Source organism: Chengkuizengella marina (genome assembly GCF_009910845.1).
Lineage (GTDB): Bacteria > Bacillota > Bacilli > Paenibacillales > KCTC-33759 > Chengkuizengella > Chengkuizengella marina.
In genome coordinates, this window is the sequence record NZ_SIJB01000023.1 from 158,381 (window position 1) to 173,592 (window position 15,212).

13 protein-coding genes are annotated in these 15,212 nt (G+C 28.6%); all 13 read left to right on the forward strand.

Translation table 11 applies throughout. The features are described from left to right. The first annotated feature begins 17 nt into the window (after positions 1–17). Positions 18–1,832: a polysaccharide biosynthesis protein gene (locus ERL59_RS10275; RefSeq protein WP_160646116.1), complete on the forward strand. Its 1,815-nt coding sequence runs from the start codon at positions 18–20 to the stop codon at positions 1,830–1,832. 339 nt (positions 1,833–2,171) lie between these two features. Next, positions 2,172–2,798, forward strand: a complete 627-nt coding sequence (locus tag ERL59_RS10280; RefSeq protein ID WP_160646117.1) for a sugar transferase — start codon at positions 2,172–2,174, stop codon at positions 2,796–2,798. After that, on the forward strand, positions 2,795–3,667 hold the full coding sequence (locus ERL59_RS10285) for an NAD-dependent epimerase/dehydratase family protein (protein WP_160646118.1): 873 nt from the start codon (positions 2,795–2,797) through the stop codon (positions 3,665–3,667). Before ERL59_RS10280 ends, ERL59_RS10285 begins: the two co-directional genes overlap by 4 nt. Next, a complete protein-coding gene (locus ERL59_RS10290; RefSeq protein ID WP_160646119.1) occupies positions 3,664–4,437 on the forward strand; it encodes a glycosyltransferase family 2 protein in 774 nt (257 codons plus the stop codon). The genes ERL59_RS10285 and ERL59_RS10290 overlap by 4 nt, the downstream gene beginning before the upstream one ends. A 74-nt stretch (positions 4,438–4,511) precedes the next feature. Beyond that, positions 4,512–5,570 carry a glycosyltransferase family 4 protein gene (locus ERL59_RS10295; protein ID WP_160646120.1) on the forward strand — a complete coding sequence of 353 codons (1,059 nt, stop codon included), beginning with the start codon at positions 4,512–4,514 and terminating at the stop codon, positions 5,568–5,570. Further along, complete coding sequence (locus ERL59_RS10300; protein WP_160646121.1) at positions 5,560–6,342, forward strand: hypothetical protein; 783 nt, start codon at positions 5,560–5,562, stop codon at positions 6,340–6,342. The genes ERL59_RS10295 and ERL59_RS10300 overlap by 11 nt, the downstream gene beginning before the upstream one ends. Before the next feature lie 120 nt (positions 6,343–6,462). Then, positions 6,463–7,974 carry a hypothetical protein gene (locus tag ERL59_RS10305; protein ID WP_160646122.1) on the forward strand — a complete coding sequence of 504 codons (1,512 nt, stop codon included), beginning with the start codon at positions 6,463–6,465 and terminating at the stop codon, positions 7,972–7,974. A 3-nt stretch (positions 7,975–7,977) separates the two neighbouring features. Then, complete coding sequence (locus ERL59_RS10310) at positions 7,978–8,745, forward strand: glycosyltransferase family 2 protein (protein ID WP_160646123.1); 768 nt, start codon at positions 7,978–7,980, stop codon at positions 8,743–8,745. A gap of 248 nt (positions 8,746–8,993) precedes the next feature. Next, positions 8,994–10,283: an oligosaccharide flippase family protein gene (locus tag ERL59_RS10315; RefSeq protein ID WP_160646124.1), complete on the forward strand. Its 1,290-nt coding sequence runs from the start codon at positions 8,994–8,996 to the stop codon at positions 10,281–10,283. 18 nt (positions 10,284–10,301) lie between these two features. Further along, positions 10,302–11,561, forward strand: a complete 1,260-nt coding sequence (locus tag ERL59_RS10320) for a hypothetical protein (RefSeq protein ID WP_160646125.1) — start codon at positions 10,302–10,304, stop codon at positions 11,559–11,561. A gap of 247 nt (positions 11,562–11,808) precedes the next feature. Next, positions 11,809–13,008, forward strand: a complete 1,200-nt coding sequence (locus ERL59_RS10325; protein ID WP_160646126.1) for a glycosyltransferase family 4 protein — start codon at positions 11,809–11,811, stop codon at positions 13,006–13,008. A gap of 53 nt (positions 13,009–13,061) precedes the next feature. Further along, positions 13,062–13,958, forward strand: a complete 897-nt coding sequence (locus ERL59_RS10330; RefSeq protein WP_235929856.1) for a glycosyltransferase family 2 protein — start codon at positions 13,062–13,064, stop codon at positions 13,956–13,958. Positions 13,959–14,073: 115 nt separating this feature from the next. After that, positions 14,074–15,186 carry a glycosyltransferase family 4 protein gene (locus ERL59_RS10335; protein WP_160646128.1) on the forward strand — a complete coding sequence of 371 codons (1,113 nt, stop codon included), beginning with the start codon at positions 14,074–14,076 and terminating at the stop codon, positions 15,184–15,186. The last annotated feature ends 26 nt before the right edge of the window (positions 15,187–15,212 follow it).

The following is a 15,212-nucleotide window of genomic DNA, read 5'->3' on the forward strand; positions in this document are numbered from 1 at the left end:
ATAAGGGAGGTTCGTTTGTGACGTACCGAAAACGATTATTACTCCTGATTATTTTAGACTCGTTGTGTGTGTTCACTGCCATCTATTTTAGTCACCTTATTTTAAGTACGAAATATTATCTTACACCATTTCTAGTTGTGAGTTCTTTAACCTTGTTAATAGGGCACCATTTGTTAGCTGCTTATTATAAGTTATATAAAAGAGTGTTGGAATATGCAAGCATAGGAGAATTGGTAACCATTTTCAAATCTGTTACCTATTCTATTTTAATTACTGCAGTTGTACAGTTCCTTTTTTACCAGGATGTTTATATTAGAGCGCTTGTGATTACTTGGATGTTATTGATGTTGTTTATTGGTGGATCAAGATTTGTTTGGCGATTATATCGAGATGCGTATTTAAAAGTCAAAAATCAAGGAGAACGAACACTAATTATTGGTGCAGGTTCAGCAGGTACAATGATTGCTCGACAATTAAAAAATAACTCGGGTTCAAAACTGTATCCAGTAGCCTTTATTGATGATGATTGTCAAAAACAACAGATGGAAATCATGGGCATACCTGTCATTGGTGGAGTAAATTTAATAGAAAAGTCAGTGATTGAGTTTGATATTAAAAACATTATCATAGCCATACCTTCTCTTAACAAAAAAGAACTAAACAAAATTGTACAAGAATGCAGTAAAACAAATGTTAGAACTCAAACACTTCCCATGATAGAAGATTTAGTGTTAGGGAAAGTTTCAGTTAATGACTTTAGAGATGTTAGAATAGAAGATTTATTAGGAAGAGAACCAGTCAAACTAGATGACAAAAATTTATTAGATACGATTCATCATCAAACGATATTAGTAACGGGCGCTGGTGGATCGATAGGATCAGAGATTTGTCGTCAAGTTTCAAAATATAAACCAAGTAAAATTGTATTGCTTGGTCATGGTGAAAACAGCATTTACACCATAGAACAAGAGCTATTAAATACATATGATGAAATCAATTTCGTGACTGAAATTGCAGATGTTCAAGATAAAGACAAAATGTTTGCCATATTATTAAAACATAGACCTAGTATGGTGTATCACGCTGCTGCTCATAAACATGTTCCATTAATGGAGCGAAATCCTGAAGAAGCTGTGAAAAATAATGTGATCGGAACTAAAAATGTTGCGGAAGCTGCTGACCATGCAAAAGTAAAAACATTTGTAATGGTTTCAACAGATAAAGCAGTAAATCCAACAAGTGTAATGGGAGCAACAAAACGGATTGCAGAGATGGTTGTGCAACATATGGATACGATCAGCAACACACGATTTGTAGCTGTAAGATTTGGAAATGTACTTGGTAGTCGTGGAAGTGTGATTCCGTTATTCAAAAAACAAATTCAAGCAGGAGGACCGGTTACGGTTACACATCCTGACATGGAACGATACTTTATGACGATTCCAGAGGCTTCAAGACTTGTCATTCAAGCTGGGGCACTGGCTAGAGGTGGAGAAATCTTTGTGCTTGATATGGGTGATCCAGTGAAAATCATAGATTTAGCCAAAAATTTAATAAAATTATCTGGTTATTCTGTAGAGGACATAGGAATTGTGTACTCAGGGATTCGTCCAGGTGAGAAATTGTTTGAAGAGTTGTTAAATGAAAATGAAGTACACCATAAGCAAGTGTTCCCTAAAATCCATATAGGTAAAGCTACATTTATTGAAGGCAAATTTCTTTCTGTTTTAATCAATGAGTTTGAGAATTTATCAATAGATGAGCTGAGGGTTACATTATTAGATATTGCTGGTGGTAGGGTGAAAGAAGAGAAATTGGTTGTTAATTACTAGGTGTTAGTTATAGTTTTGATGCTCCAGTCCCTTGAGCATTAGAGGATAGACTTCATTGTTTTGGGGCTGGTTTTTTTGTTTTGGGGATTATAATTTAGTTCAATTCGTTTTTTGACATCTATGTAAACGCACTTTATTTCAGATTGAAAGAGGATTTGAATGAATAAAGTTTATAGATTGATTGAATGGTATATATAAAAGTAAGGAACTCGGTTTAGAGTGATATATGCAAGAATATCTATTTCGTATTCATTAGGTAGATAGTAGTTGGTTGGAGGTGTAAATAATTTCCAATTAAGTCCTAACTTACTAATTAACTTTTCAAGGAGTGTTACAGTCATGTATATGAAAATAAAAAGATTGATAGATATCATTCTTTCTTTAATTGGACTTATAGTATTATCACCGATTTATTTAATTTTAATTATTGCAATTAAAGTTGACTCAAGAGGCCCCGTTCTATTTAAGCAAAAGCGTATTGGTATCAATAAGACAAATTTCAATATCTTGAAGTTCCGTACTATGAGAATAGATACCCCTAAGGACACTCCTACTCATTTATTAGAGAATCCAGAGCAATACATTACTAAAGTGGGTAAGTTTTTGAGAAGGACTTCACTTGATGAGTTACCACAGATTTGGAATATCTTTGTTGGGCAAATGAGTATTATTGGGCCTAGGCCGGCGCTGTGGAATCAATTTGACCTAATTGCTGAACGGGATAAGTATGGTGCGAATGATGTTTCGCCTGGACTAACTGGTTGGGCGCAGATAAATGGTAGGGATGAGCTATCTATTGAAGTAAAGGCAAAGTTAGATGGGGAATATGTAGAGAGAATTAGTCTATGGATGGATGTTAAGTGCTTCTTTGGAACTATTATTAGTGTTTTAAAAAGTGATGGGATTATTGATGGATGTATTGGAGCTAAGGAAGTTACAAGTAGCAAGGAGAGCGTACCTAAATGAAAAAAATATTGATAACAGGTAAAAATAGCTATGTAGGAAAGAGTGTAGAGAAATGGCTTGGAAATTATCCTGATAGATATTCAATAGATTCGATAAGTTTAAGAGATGATTCGTGCAAGGAAATGAATTTCTCGGAGTATGATGTATTGTTTCACGTGGCCGGAATTGCACATGTTTCGTCAGATCCAAAGATGGAAGAGAAGTATTATAAAGTAAATCGAGATCTTACAATAAACGTTGCAAAAAAAGCAAAAGCAAATGGTATAAAACAGTTCATTTTTATGAGCAGCATCATTGTTTATGGGGATAGTAGTAAAGAAAAAAAAATTATAGATAAAACCACTATACCTAGACCAAGTAACTTTTATGGTAATAGCAAACTACAAGCAGAAAAGGGGATAACCACCTTGAAATCTGATGAATTTAAGGTGGTTATTTTGCGGCCACCGATGATTTATGGAAAGGGTTCAAAAGGGAATTATCCAAAGCTTGCTAATGCATCACGTAAACTACCATTATTTCCTGATATTGATAATCAGCGTAGTATGATTCATATTGATAATCTTTGTGAGTTTATCAAGCTTATTATTGAAAATGAAGAAAGTGGTTTATTCTTTCCACAAAATACTGAGTATGTTAAGACAAGTGAAATGGTAAGATTGATAGCTGAAGTTAACGGTGGGAAGGTTATACTTACTAAGATTTTCAATCCTATATTAAAACTAATAGGGACAAAGGTGGGGCTAATAAATAAGGTGTTTGGCAATCTGATATATGAAAAAAGTATGAGTAAGTATAAAGTTGACTACCAAATCCGGGATTTAAGGAAGTCATTAGAGTTGTCAGAGTTGGAGAGTGGACAAAAATGAGTAGTAAACACGGGAAGAATACACTAGAAGATCTAGTTTCTATAATAATGCCTGCATATAATTGCGGGGACTATATTGGATTCACAATTGATTCTGTGATAGCTCAAAAATATAAAAATTGGGAACTAATTTTAGTTGACGACTGTTCTACAGATAATACTAAGGAAATAGTTAAAGAATATATGGTTAATGATCACAGAATTAAATATTATAAATTAGAAGAGAACTCTGGTGCAGCGGTAGCTAGAAATAAAGCTCTTGATCTTGCAAAAGGGAAATATATAGCCTTTCTTGATAGTGATGATGTTTGGTTTCCTGAAAAGTTAAGCAAACAAATTAGTTTTATGAAGGTTAACAGATACAACTTTACCTGCACTAGTTATACTAAGATTGATGAGCTAGGTAACTACCTTAACCGCACTATTAGAGCGCAGAGCATACGTGACTATGATGGAGTTTTAAAAACTTGTCCAGGGAACTCAACAGTAATATATAATGCAGAGAAACTAGGAAAATTTAAAATTCCAAATATTAAGAAGAGAAATGATTACGTAATGTGGCTACAAGTTATTAAAAAAGAAAAATACCTATATGGGATTGAAGAACCTCTTAGTAGCCATCGTATTAGGACAGATGCAATATCTAGTAATAAGTTCAGTTTAGTGGGATATCACTGGAAAGTATATAGAGAAATAGAAAAATTATCGTTAATCAAATCAAGTTATTTGATAATATATTGGATAATAACTACATTGTTTAAATTAAAATGAGTTCTAACTAATATAAATCAAAAATTAGTAGAAGCCTATGTTTACGTTATCAGGTTTTATAGGGGATGTAACTTATGAAAATCGCGCTGTTGACACCAAATAAAGATTCTAATGGTGGAGTTGAAGTATATAATAATTACCTTACAACAATTTTTAATGATGTTGATATTTTTTATTACGATACTAATAATGTAAAAACAAGATTTATTGATAAGAAGTTAAGGCCATTTGATGAGATTAAGAAATCATATCATGTAGGAAGAGAATTTATAAAGGCTCACAAAAAAAATAAATATGATTTAGTTATTTCTAATGGTATGTTTGGGTGGTATTTATATTTTAAAAAAGTAGATGCAGTGCTAGTTAATATCTATCATGGTAATTATATAGGCTATTTAAAGGCTAATATGAATAGTAATTTTAAAAAAACGATTGCTTTCTTTATAAAAGGCTTCTTTGAGAGGATTAGTGGTTATAATAAACACCGTATAACAGTATCGAAATTTAACCAAAAACAATTAGACAGATATTATGGTTTCAATTCAAGTGTGATTCATGTTGGTGTGGATATGTCGAAGTTTAAAATAATCCCCACCAATGAAGCAAGAAGGTTCTTTTCGTTTCCACAAAAATGTAAATTATACTTGTTTGTAGGGCGTATAGATGAGAATAAAGGAATAAATACTGTATTAAGAATTGCCAGTAATAACCCAGACATAAAGTTTATTATAGTAGGTAGTGGGTCTTTAAATCATAAACTTAATAATGTAATTCATTTTACTGAAATAAGTAATAAAGATATGTATAAATTATATTCAGCTGTAAATGGGGTATTAATTCCATCGTATTTTGAATCAGCAAGCTTGGTTGCAATAGAGGCCTTAGCAACCGGTACCCCTATTTTAATGAATAAAACAGGCTATTCAGTTGAGATTAATGAAAAATTTCCTGAATTTATTTCAACTATAGACGACTTTGAGGTTAATTTTAAAAAGTTTAATAGCCAAGTCGAATCAAAGTATTTGAAAGAGGAATTAAGAGAATGGGCAGTAAAAAACTTTTCAATATTGGTTTTCGAGAAAAGGTGGAAAAGATTCGTAAAAGAGACATTGGAGGATAAGAATGTTTTTTGATAATGTTTATTTTGAAAAAAATAGTTACTTACAAGAGTTGAGAAAAAATGAAGATAACTTAATCGGTAGTTGGGGAATAGAAACTGCGGATTCTAAATCCTTTTTAAGTCTTGAAAATGGTGGCTATGACTATAAGCTAATTCAATGTCAAAGGGATATTTCTCAATTTGAAAATAAATTTAATGGAGAATATGAATTTCATGATGGAAGATTCAATTTGAATATAGTAGATAAAGTCTTGGATAATAAAGTAATACGAACAAACAGCATTTATTCCCTTAAAGACTCATATTTTATGGACTTTGTTACTCGTTTTCAGTTTAATAAGTCTATATTTCCTATAGCAGAATTAGCTGGATTGAAGTTTGAACACAAAAATGAATATATTAATCATCAATATGAAACTGATAAAGTAAAGTTGTATGGACCTAACTATTGTGTAAATATTCGAGTCTTGTCTATAGAAAAAGTTCCAAACTTCAAGCAGGTTATATATGTTAGGGGGAGTGCGAAATTTTGGGTTGTCCATGTTAGATTATTCCCTAGAAAATATGACAAAGAGATTGTAAAGTTAGTAAAATACACTAGTAAGGCAAGACCTCTTCCAGATAATATATCTAAAATTCTATTAAAATCCCCACTCGCAAAACACCTATGGTATAACGGTGAGAAGAGTCGAATAAAACTACCAATTAATGCATTCGGATTAGTAAAATTAATGAACGGAGAAAAATTATCTTTAAAAACTGAGGCAGTGTTCTCGAAAATATAGGGTGAATTCATGATAAAAAAAGATATGCAAATGACAGTTGATAATTTAGTAAACTATTTGTTGAAATCTGTAAAAAAGGGAAACTTTCCTGCTAGGACATTTTATGCGGAGACTTATTTTTTGCTTACATTATTTCAATTAGATAATAAAAAGTATGAACTAGAAATAAAGGATTCATTGAAAAGTTATGGTGACAAGGATAAAAACTATTTCAACTTTCATTGGGAGTTTAATAATTATGCACTACACCAGTATTATAATTTGAGTAATGATAGAGAAGCATATAATCAATTACACCCATTAAGGTTTAAAGGAACTAAATGTACAAATTGGACAATTCTTCGAGGTTTATGCCGAATTTTAACCAAGAAAAATTATCCTCTTGGTGTATTTGAAATTACACGTAAGATAACCAAGTATCAAGATGAATTCGGGTTTATTAGGGATGATAAAAGAGTAAATTCCCTACAGTATCATTGTTTTTCAATGGCATTAATCGCTGAGGCATATCAAGTTACAAAAAACGATTTCTTTAAACAAAGTTTTCTTAAAGCAGTTGACTTTATATCGGATTTTGTTCTTTCTAATGGAACTACTAATTATATAGGTAGGGGACAGGAGCAATTATTTGGATATGGGCCGTTATTATATTCACTTGTATTTGCGCTTAATTTAACAGGGGAATCAAAGTATGAGATGCTAGTTAATAAAGTGTATTGCCATTTAATATTATTTGTTAGGGAGGATGGATCATTACCTTTAGTCTTAAGAAAAGAAGAACTATCCTATCCTATAAAAATAGATGTGAACGACCCAAAATATTTAGGGTGGTATAACTATAATAATTATTTTGATTATACTTGCTTTCTTGCTTATTACCTTAATAAGGCAATCAAACTTTATGAACCTGACACTAATCTGTTAAATGATTATGAAATTAAAAATATAATTAGTAATAAAAACTTTTATATATTGAAAAGCACAAATTATGATGCCGTGATTGCAACTCCAGGGGGTTATTGGACTAATGATTTACCAATACCTTTTATCTGTTATAAAAAGGTTAATTTAACCCCTACATATGGTGGTGAACAATTTGGTAGTTTATTATATTCGCCTGAATCTATTCCACTTCCACATGGGATTGTAAAAAAAAGAAGTCATAGTGTAAAACAGTTATTGAAACTGAATTTAAAAAGGGTTCTGAAAAAGCCAATTAATAATAATCTTTTTTTTAGAGACGAGTTAAGATATAAATTATTAAATAATAAATTAGTTGGAGAATCCAAAATAATAAAACATATTAGGAATTACGATTTTAAAGAGAGAGAAATAATAATTAATGATAAGATTATCTTTCTAAAAAATATAGAGTTTGAAAAATTTCATCCTTTGAAATTATTCTTTTATAATTTAACGAAAATTAACGGTCAAAGTTTTATTTCAGAAGTTGAAGGTCAAAAACTAGAGGTTTCATTTGAAGAAGGTGAATACAATATAAGTGACAATAATTACTATTCACCCCTAGGTTCAGTGAAGATGATAGATTTAGAGTTAAAGAACGTAAATTACAAAAAAAGTGATATTTTATCTGTTAAATATAAACTAATATTATTGGGAAAAGGTGATTAGTATATGGGTGTAAGTATTGTCATCCCAACTTACAAAAGAGCAGATTTGCTAGAAAGGCTATTAAAGAGTATAGAACAGCAAGTATATAAATATTATGAAGTAATAATAATTGATGATAACTCTCCAAATAGCCAAGAATATAATAACCTTATACAAAAATACTCTCAGAAAATTAATAATCTAACTTATATAAGAAATTCAAAAAATAAAGGTGCACCATATTCGCGAAACCAAGGTATTCTAAAATCAAAATATGAACTAATAGCCTTAGTTGATGATGATGACGAATGGTTACCCACCAAATTACAAGAGCAAGTTAAATTATTTAGTAATTGCGGACCTGAAGTTGGGATAGTATATACTTGGACTGATGCAATAAATGATAAAGGTGAGCTTGTACATGAGTTTAGAAGTACTATACATGGAAATGCAATAAGACAAATGTTGAAAGGGTGTTTTATCCCCTCACCTTCTGTAATGGTAAAAAAAGATGCAATAATAAAATCTAAACTTTTTGATGAGAGTTTTCCTAGTTGTCAAGACTGGGATATGTGGACAAGAATTTTAAATAATGGCTATTCATGTGAAGTCGTTAAGAGTGTACAAACTATATATCATAAGCATACAAGAGAAAGTATAGGTAGTTCAAAAAACGCTAGAAATGGATATAAGAAATTTTATAAAAAACACTTAAAATTATTCTTGAAGTATTTTTTTAAGACTCTGGAACTAAAAGAAATCAAGAAGGCATTAATTTATATAATTAGGTGATATTTTTAATAACTTTATGGTTTTTGAGGGTTTTCAACATTTAAACATCATTTATAATATATTGAATAAAAGAAATTAAGGGATGAAACCTAGTATCATCATAAAATGGCTTATATAAGTTAATTCAAAAAGCTTAATAATTTAAGAAACATAATCCTTCTCTTTGCGATGGAGATTTTTATTTTTTATCTAGTTAATAGAGCTTAAATTTAACAAAAACTAATAAAAACAAAAAAAGGAATTATTTTATGAAAGATCCCAGTTCAAATACTAATTTACGGAAAAAAATAATTAGCTCTGTTTCTTATGGATTGAGTGAAAAATTTATAGATATTTTGTTTGGATTAATAGCAAGCATAATTATGGCTAGATATTTATTGAGAAGTGACTATGGAATTATTGGTTATATTGCTTCTATTGCAACCATAGTACAAATAGTTAATTTAGCGCCTGAAACATTTTTTTATAAGAAGTTTAAATCTTTTAATAAGAAAGAAAAATTCACCTTTTTAAATAGCTATTTTATTTTTAATGTTCTAAAATCCACTTTAATTGTTATTTTAAATATTGCTATTGGTGTTTTTCTATTAATTTTACATGGCGATTTAATGTACTTAATAGTAATTATCGTTAATAGTTTTGTTTTATTTATTAAAAATATCAATGCAGTAATGAACATATTTTTAGAAGTGAGTTTTCTTCAAAAATTTATTACTAGGTTTTTTCTTATCTCTAGATTGATCAGGACACTAGTCCTTTCTATTTTAATACTAATCCCAAATCTATATATAGTACTTTTAAGTGATATAGTATTTGTTACTATTCAATTTGTGTTATCTTTTATATATTTAAAGGGACATTTTGATTATAAGTTTAAAGGTGTAAAATTAAAAGAATGGTATTCAATTATAAAAAAATCAATATTAAATTTTTCTTTGTGGGCTCATATGTCAGGAGTAGTAACTAATATAATTTATAGGATTGATCCTTTTATTTTAGGTTTTTTCACAACTATGACAATTGTGGGCAATTATTCCATAGCACTAGTGATTGCGAATTATTTTATCGTTGTTTTTCAAATTATACAAAAAAACACTAACATTGCTCTTGCCAATTTATCAGAAGATGAACCAAAAAAGGCAAGTTTGGTAGTTAAAAAGTTTATTATTATAAGTGCAGTACTATCAATTATACAATATCTATGCTTTATAATGTTTGGTGAGTATTTATTGAAATTATATGTAGAGGGAAATGACATAAAAATTATCTATGAATATCTAGTTTTTATTTTGTTAGGTTTATCTATTTTTAACACATTTAGACCTTTGCTGAGTTATTTAACTATTAAACACAGTCCATTTAAGTTTTTTATTTACTGTATCTTGCCATCAGGTGTGTTTACCATTATAGCTTATACATTAGCAGCAGCAAATTTTGGTGCAATCGGGGTTGCTAAGGCGAATGTTTTTGCATTTTCATTTTCTGTTATTTGTATGATAGTTTTACTTTTACATTATAAATTCGCAAAGAAGTATTAAAATGATAGAGGTGAAATGATGCAATATTTTACTCATTATAAAGTTGCTGTTAGTAGTTTGGCTTTATTTCTTATTTTTTTTATTCCTAATAGTGGCTTAATCGGGGTCCCGGTTATTACTTCTGTCTTTTTCATAATATGTGGACTACTACTGTCTAAAAAAAAGGTGGATAACAAATTACAAATAACACCAATTTATATATTGTTAATACCACTAATTTATTCTCTTTTTATAATTTTATTCTCTCAATCTGGTGATTTATATTATTTTATTCTATTCACAAAGTTAATTATTATATCCTTAGGATTATATTATTTGATAATTCTATTTAATCTTAATATTTATGAAAGTTTAAAATCAATCTTAATAGTCTTATTAGTAAATGTATTAATTACCTATGTGCAATATTTTGATCTTTTTTCTCTAGGAGATTTCGCGCTTAATTTAAATAGCACTTTTCTACTTCATGCTTATAAGCCTTATAGAGCAATGGGATTAATGGCAGGTTACGATGCCAATGGAATTATTATAGCAATGACATTTGTTCTATCAATTATTCTTATAAAAATAAGCAATAGCAGAACGGCAAAATTGTTTTATATTGCATCTGCGATATTATGTGGATTTTCCATCTTTTTTACATCAAGAACAGGACTGTTAACGTTACTTTTATTTTTTCTTATTTTTTCATTTTTGACTTCTAAAAACTTATTTAGATATGTAATGAATATTATTATTTATATCTTGATAGTAATAGTTATACTTTTGGGTGGATCAAAAATTATAAAATCACAATATCCAATACTGTATGAACAAAGCTATAATTTTATGTTTGAAGCGTTTATTAATTATACTGAAACTGGTGAATTTTACACTAGTAGTTTTGATAACACATTGGAAAACCACTATGAATTGACAAATGATTTGATAAAGCTAATTTTTGGTACATCTTATTCAAATGCCTCTAAACTTGGAGGATATTCAGATGTAGGGTATGTTCAGATAATAAACGGTTTAGGAATTATCGGATTAATTATTATTATATTTATTTATATCTATTGGTTTATAAAATTGTTTAATATGAGTAAATATTTTAAAAGGCAATTAAATGTAAAAATAAATATAATTTATTATTTATATACAATTATTTTGCTGATGTTTATCATAAATATAAAAGGTCCATACTTTTTCGCAAATACTATTTTCTTCCTTTTTCTGTTCCTTTTTAATCTAGTTTTTATAAAATTTAAGTATAGTCGGAAACTATCAATGAATTGATAGTTTGTTTTATGCTAACATAATGTGCTAAATGCTGAAGGGAAGAATTTTTATATTTAGAGTTGTTTTTAAAGTTATAAAAAGGTTATTTGAAACGTTAATATATTAAAAATTAGAAAGATCATTCACTTTTGGAATGATCTTTCTAATGCAATTAGGACTAAAGTAGAAGTTTATAATTTACAACGGTCATTTGGTAAGTAAACTATTTTTCTTATAATATCATTAATTAAAGGAGAGGAAATCTTTGTTGAACATTTTAGTAATTACTCCATGGTTACCATATCCAGTAAATGATGGTGGAAGTATTGCCTCGATGTCCTCTATCATTTGTTTAGATAAACTTGGACATAACGTACACCTAGCAACTTTTGCAGAAATAGATGATTCTAATATAGAGCACAATAAAAATAAATTATTATGTAAAGCTTGTATCAAGAATATCTTGATTTTTAGAAAAGAAATCAAAATGAATAGTAAGTTACTGTTTAAAAATCTCTTCTCTGTTAACTCAATATTGATAAATAGATATTATTCAAAAAAGATATTAAATGATATTGTTGTTTACTGTAATAAAAATAATATAGATGTATTATGGGTTGATCAATTATGGCCAACAGTATACGTAAAAAAGCTAAAAAAAATTCTGCCAAATTTAAAAATAATTTATAGAGAGCATAACGTTGAGTCAGATTTATTAAAGCAAAAAATAAAAAAACAAAGATTTTTAAAAAAATTTTTTTTGCTTACACAGATTTCTTTGGTTAAAAAATTCGAAAAAAACTTATTCAATTACTTAGATTTTACAATTGTATTATCAAAGGAAGATAAACAACTTCTTGATATTCCTCCAAATAAAAGTGAGGTTATACCATTTGGTTTAGATGATAATGAACAACCAATAGGTAATTTCAACACTAAACCAAACCTTGTTTTTGTAGGAAGTTTAGAATATATACCTAATAATGAGGGAATAGAGTGGTTTCTTGATGAGGTTGTTAGTAAATTAAACTTAAGTGAAGTTAAAGTATTTATCATTGGAAAAGGTGCGAATGATAAACTTAAAAAGAAAGTAGCAGCTTTTCCAAATGTAAAACTCTTGGGGTTTGTTGACGATCTATCTTCATTTTTGTTAAAAAGTAATATTTTCATTGTTCCGTTATTGTCTGGAAGCGGTATTAGGTTAAAGGTATTAGAAGCTATGAGGAAGGGAATTCCAATAATTTCTACTAGTAAAGGTATAGAAGGAATACAGTTATCACACTTTGAAGATGTATTAATAGCTGACACTCCAAAACTTTTTTCTGAACACGTTAATTTATTACTAAAAAACCAGAAGCAAAGAGAGTTGCTAAGTAAGTATTCAAGACAGAAATTTGAATTGATGTATTCCAATGACGTAATTGCAAAAAAGATTAGTAAAGTAATTAAGAAGTTAGACATTTAATTATTAATTGACTTTATTCATAATTTTAAAAATAGGGAGAAGATGGTGTGGAAATGTCAAAATTAGTTTCAATAGCAATCCCCACATATAATAGACCCGATACTCTAATGTATATAATTAATTCATACCTAACACAAGATAATATTGGTGAATTAATTATAATAAATGATGGTAGTACAAAAAATTATACAAACACAATTGATAAAATTTCATCTATGTGTAGACATAAAAATATAAAGTTTAAATATTTTACTAATAAAGAAAAAAAGGGCGCAGAATATTGTAGAAATAAATTAAAAGAAGAGGTTGAATTTGATTATATCTTATGGGGAGAAGATGATGTTTTACTCGGAGATAATTATGTAAATACCCTAATACAAAAAAAGTTGAATAACCCAAACATTGGTGCTATAGCAGGAAGGATACTCTATATAGATGGTAAATATTATCAAGAATATCCTCGAACAATACAAGAACTCGAAGAAAAAAATAACAGTAAGACTAATGTTTATGATTTCAAACTATTAGAAGGATATTACAGGATAAAAACAGATAAGGATCATATTGTACCATTTGTTCATGCAGTATGTTTAATGGATACTAACTTTATAAAAAAGTATAACTATAAAGATATCTATAAAATTAATGGATACAGAGAAGAGTCAGATTTTCAATTATATTACCTGTTAGAAAACAAAAAAAACTACTATACCTCTGATTGTACATGTATCCATCTTAATCAAAGAACTGGTGGTCAAAGACAAAAGGGACGACTTAAAAATGAATATTATATTATAAAAAATAACAATAGATTTATTGATGAAAATTACGAACTAATTGTTAAAAGTTTTCCAGTAAAACCTAAATTTCATATCAAGTTTTTATTCGTAACAAATAGAATATCTTTAATCACACAGAGTATTTTCAGAAAATTTTTCATCAATAAATAAAGAGGTGTGTATCATTTTTAAATTTAATCATAACAAAAAGAAAAGTGAAGAAAAAGATAATCTGTCTGTTGTGATCATGGACTTATTATGTATAACCCCGTATTATGATTACTACTTGATTAAAGAAATAATGAGTTTAAACTCTAAAACGAAGTTTGCATCTATATCTTTTCATTTAGATACAACATATTTTAAAAGTAATGGAATAAAAAATGACCCAGGACTGTTTGATATAGTTTCTAAGTTAGGTATTAGACAAAAAAAGATTAGACAAATTTTAAAGTTGGGTGAATACTTAGCTAATTTAATAACATATACAATTAGACTTCTTATAAAGAAGCCAGATGTAATTCACATTCAATGGTTAAACCTACTAACTAAGACTAGATTGGAAATTCATCTATTAAAGTTATTAAAATTAAGAGGGATTAAAATAATATATACAGTTCATAATATACTGCCACATGATACTAATGATAGATATAAAAAGGTTTATTCAAAAGTGTATAAGGAAGTAGCAGATAATCTTATTTGTCATACAGATCATGCTAAGAAAGAGCTAATCAGTAACATTAATGTTGAAACTGAAAAAATAAAAGTTATCCCTCATGGGCCTATGTTTAATTTAAATATAGAATATGACAATGTTGAAAGTAAAAAAAATATCGGGATAAATAGTGATGAAGTTGTGGTTCTTTTCTTTGGCATAATTAGACCATATAAAGGAATTGAATTCTTATTAGATACTTGGAAAAAAGTCAGTGATGAAAGAAAGAATGTGAAACTTATAATTGCCGGGAATGGTGATGAAAAATATTTAAACTCATTACGAAATATAATTTCCCAAGCAGGCCTAAAAAATATAAAAACCAATTTCGAATATATACCAACAGAGATGTTACCAATATATCATAATGCTGCAGATATATTAGTATATCCTTATAAAAATATTACACAATCTGGGGCTTTGTTGACTGGGATGTCATTTAATAAGCCAATAATTGCAACAGATATTGATGGTTTTAAAGATGTTTTAAGGGATCGGTATAATGCTTATACAGTAAAATATGGAGATATTGAGAATTTTAAAACTGCTCTTATCAATCTAATCGATAATCCTGAAACTAGAAAAAGTATTGCTGAAAATGCTTATAAAGATGTAAATACAAAATATTCATGGAAACAAATAGGAATAAAAACTCTAGATTGCTATAAGAAGAGCATTTAAAAAATGTTAATAGATTATGTTCTGAT

What these genes read in the sequence shown, in the direction of transcription:
- ERL59_RS10280 (WP_160646117.1), top strand. Translation starts at nt 2,172, where the DNA reads ATGTATATGAAAATAAAAAGATTGATAGATATCATTCTTTCTTTAATT.
- ERL59_RS10285 (WP_160646118.1), top strand. Translation starts at nt 2,795, where the DNA reads ATGAAAAAAATATTGATAACAGGTAAAAATAGCTATGTAGGAAAGAGT.
- ERL59_RS10290 (WP_160646119.1), top strand. Translation starts at nt 3,664, where the DNA reads ATGAGTAGTAAACACGGGAAGAATACACTAGAAGATCTAGTTTCTATA.
- ERL59_RS10295 (WP_160646120.1), top strand. Translation starts at nt 4,512, where the DNA reads ATGAAAATCGCGCTGTTGACACCAAATAAAGATTCTAATGGTGGAGTT.
- ERL59_RS10300 (WP_160646121.1), top strand. Translation starts at nt 5,560, where the DNA reads ATGTTTTTTGATAATGTTTATTTTGAAAAAAATAGTTACTTACAAGAG.
- ERL59_RS10310 (WP_160646123.1), top strand. Translation starts at nt 7,978, where the DNA reads ATGGGTGTAAGTATTGTCATCCCAACTTACAAAAGAGCAGATTTGCTA.
- ERL59_RS10315 (WP_160646124.1), top strand. Translation starts at nt 8,994, where the DNA reads ATGAAAGATCCCAGTTCAAATACTAATTTACGGAAAAAAATAATTAGC.
- ERL59_RS10320 (WP_160646125.1), top strand. Translation starts at nt 10,302, where the DNA reads ATGCAATATTTTACTCATTATAAAGTTGCTGTTAGTAGTTTGGCTTTA.
- ERL59_RS10330 (WP_235929856.1), top strand. Translation starts at nt 13,062, where the DNA reads ATGTCAAAATTAGTTTCAATAGCAATCCCCACATATAATAGACCCGAT.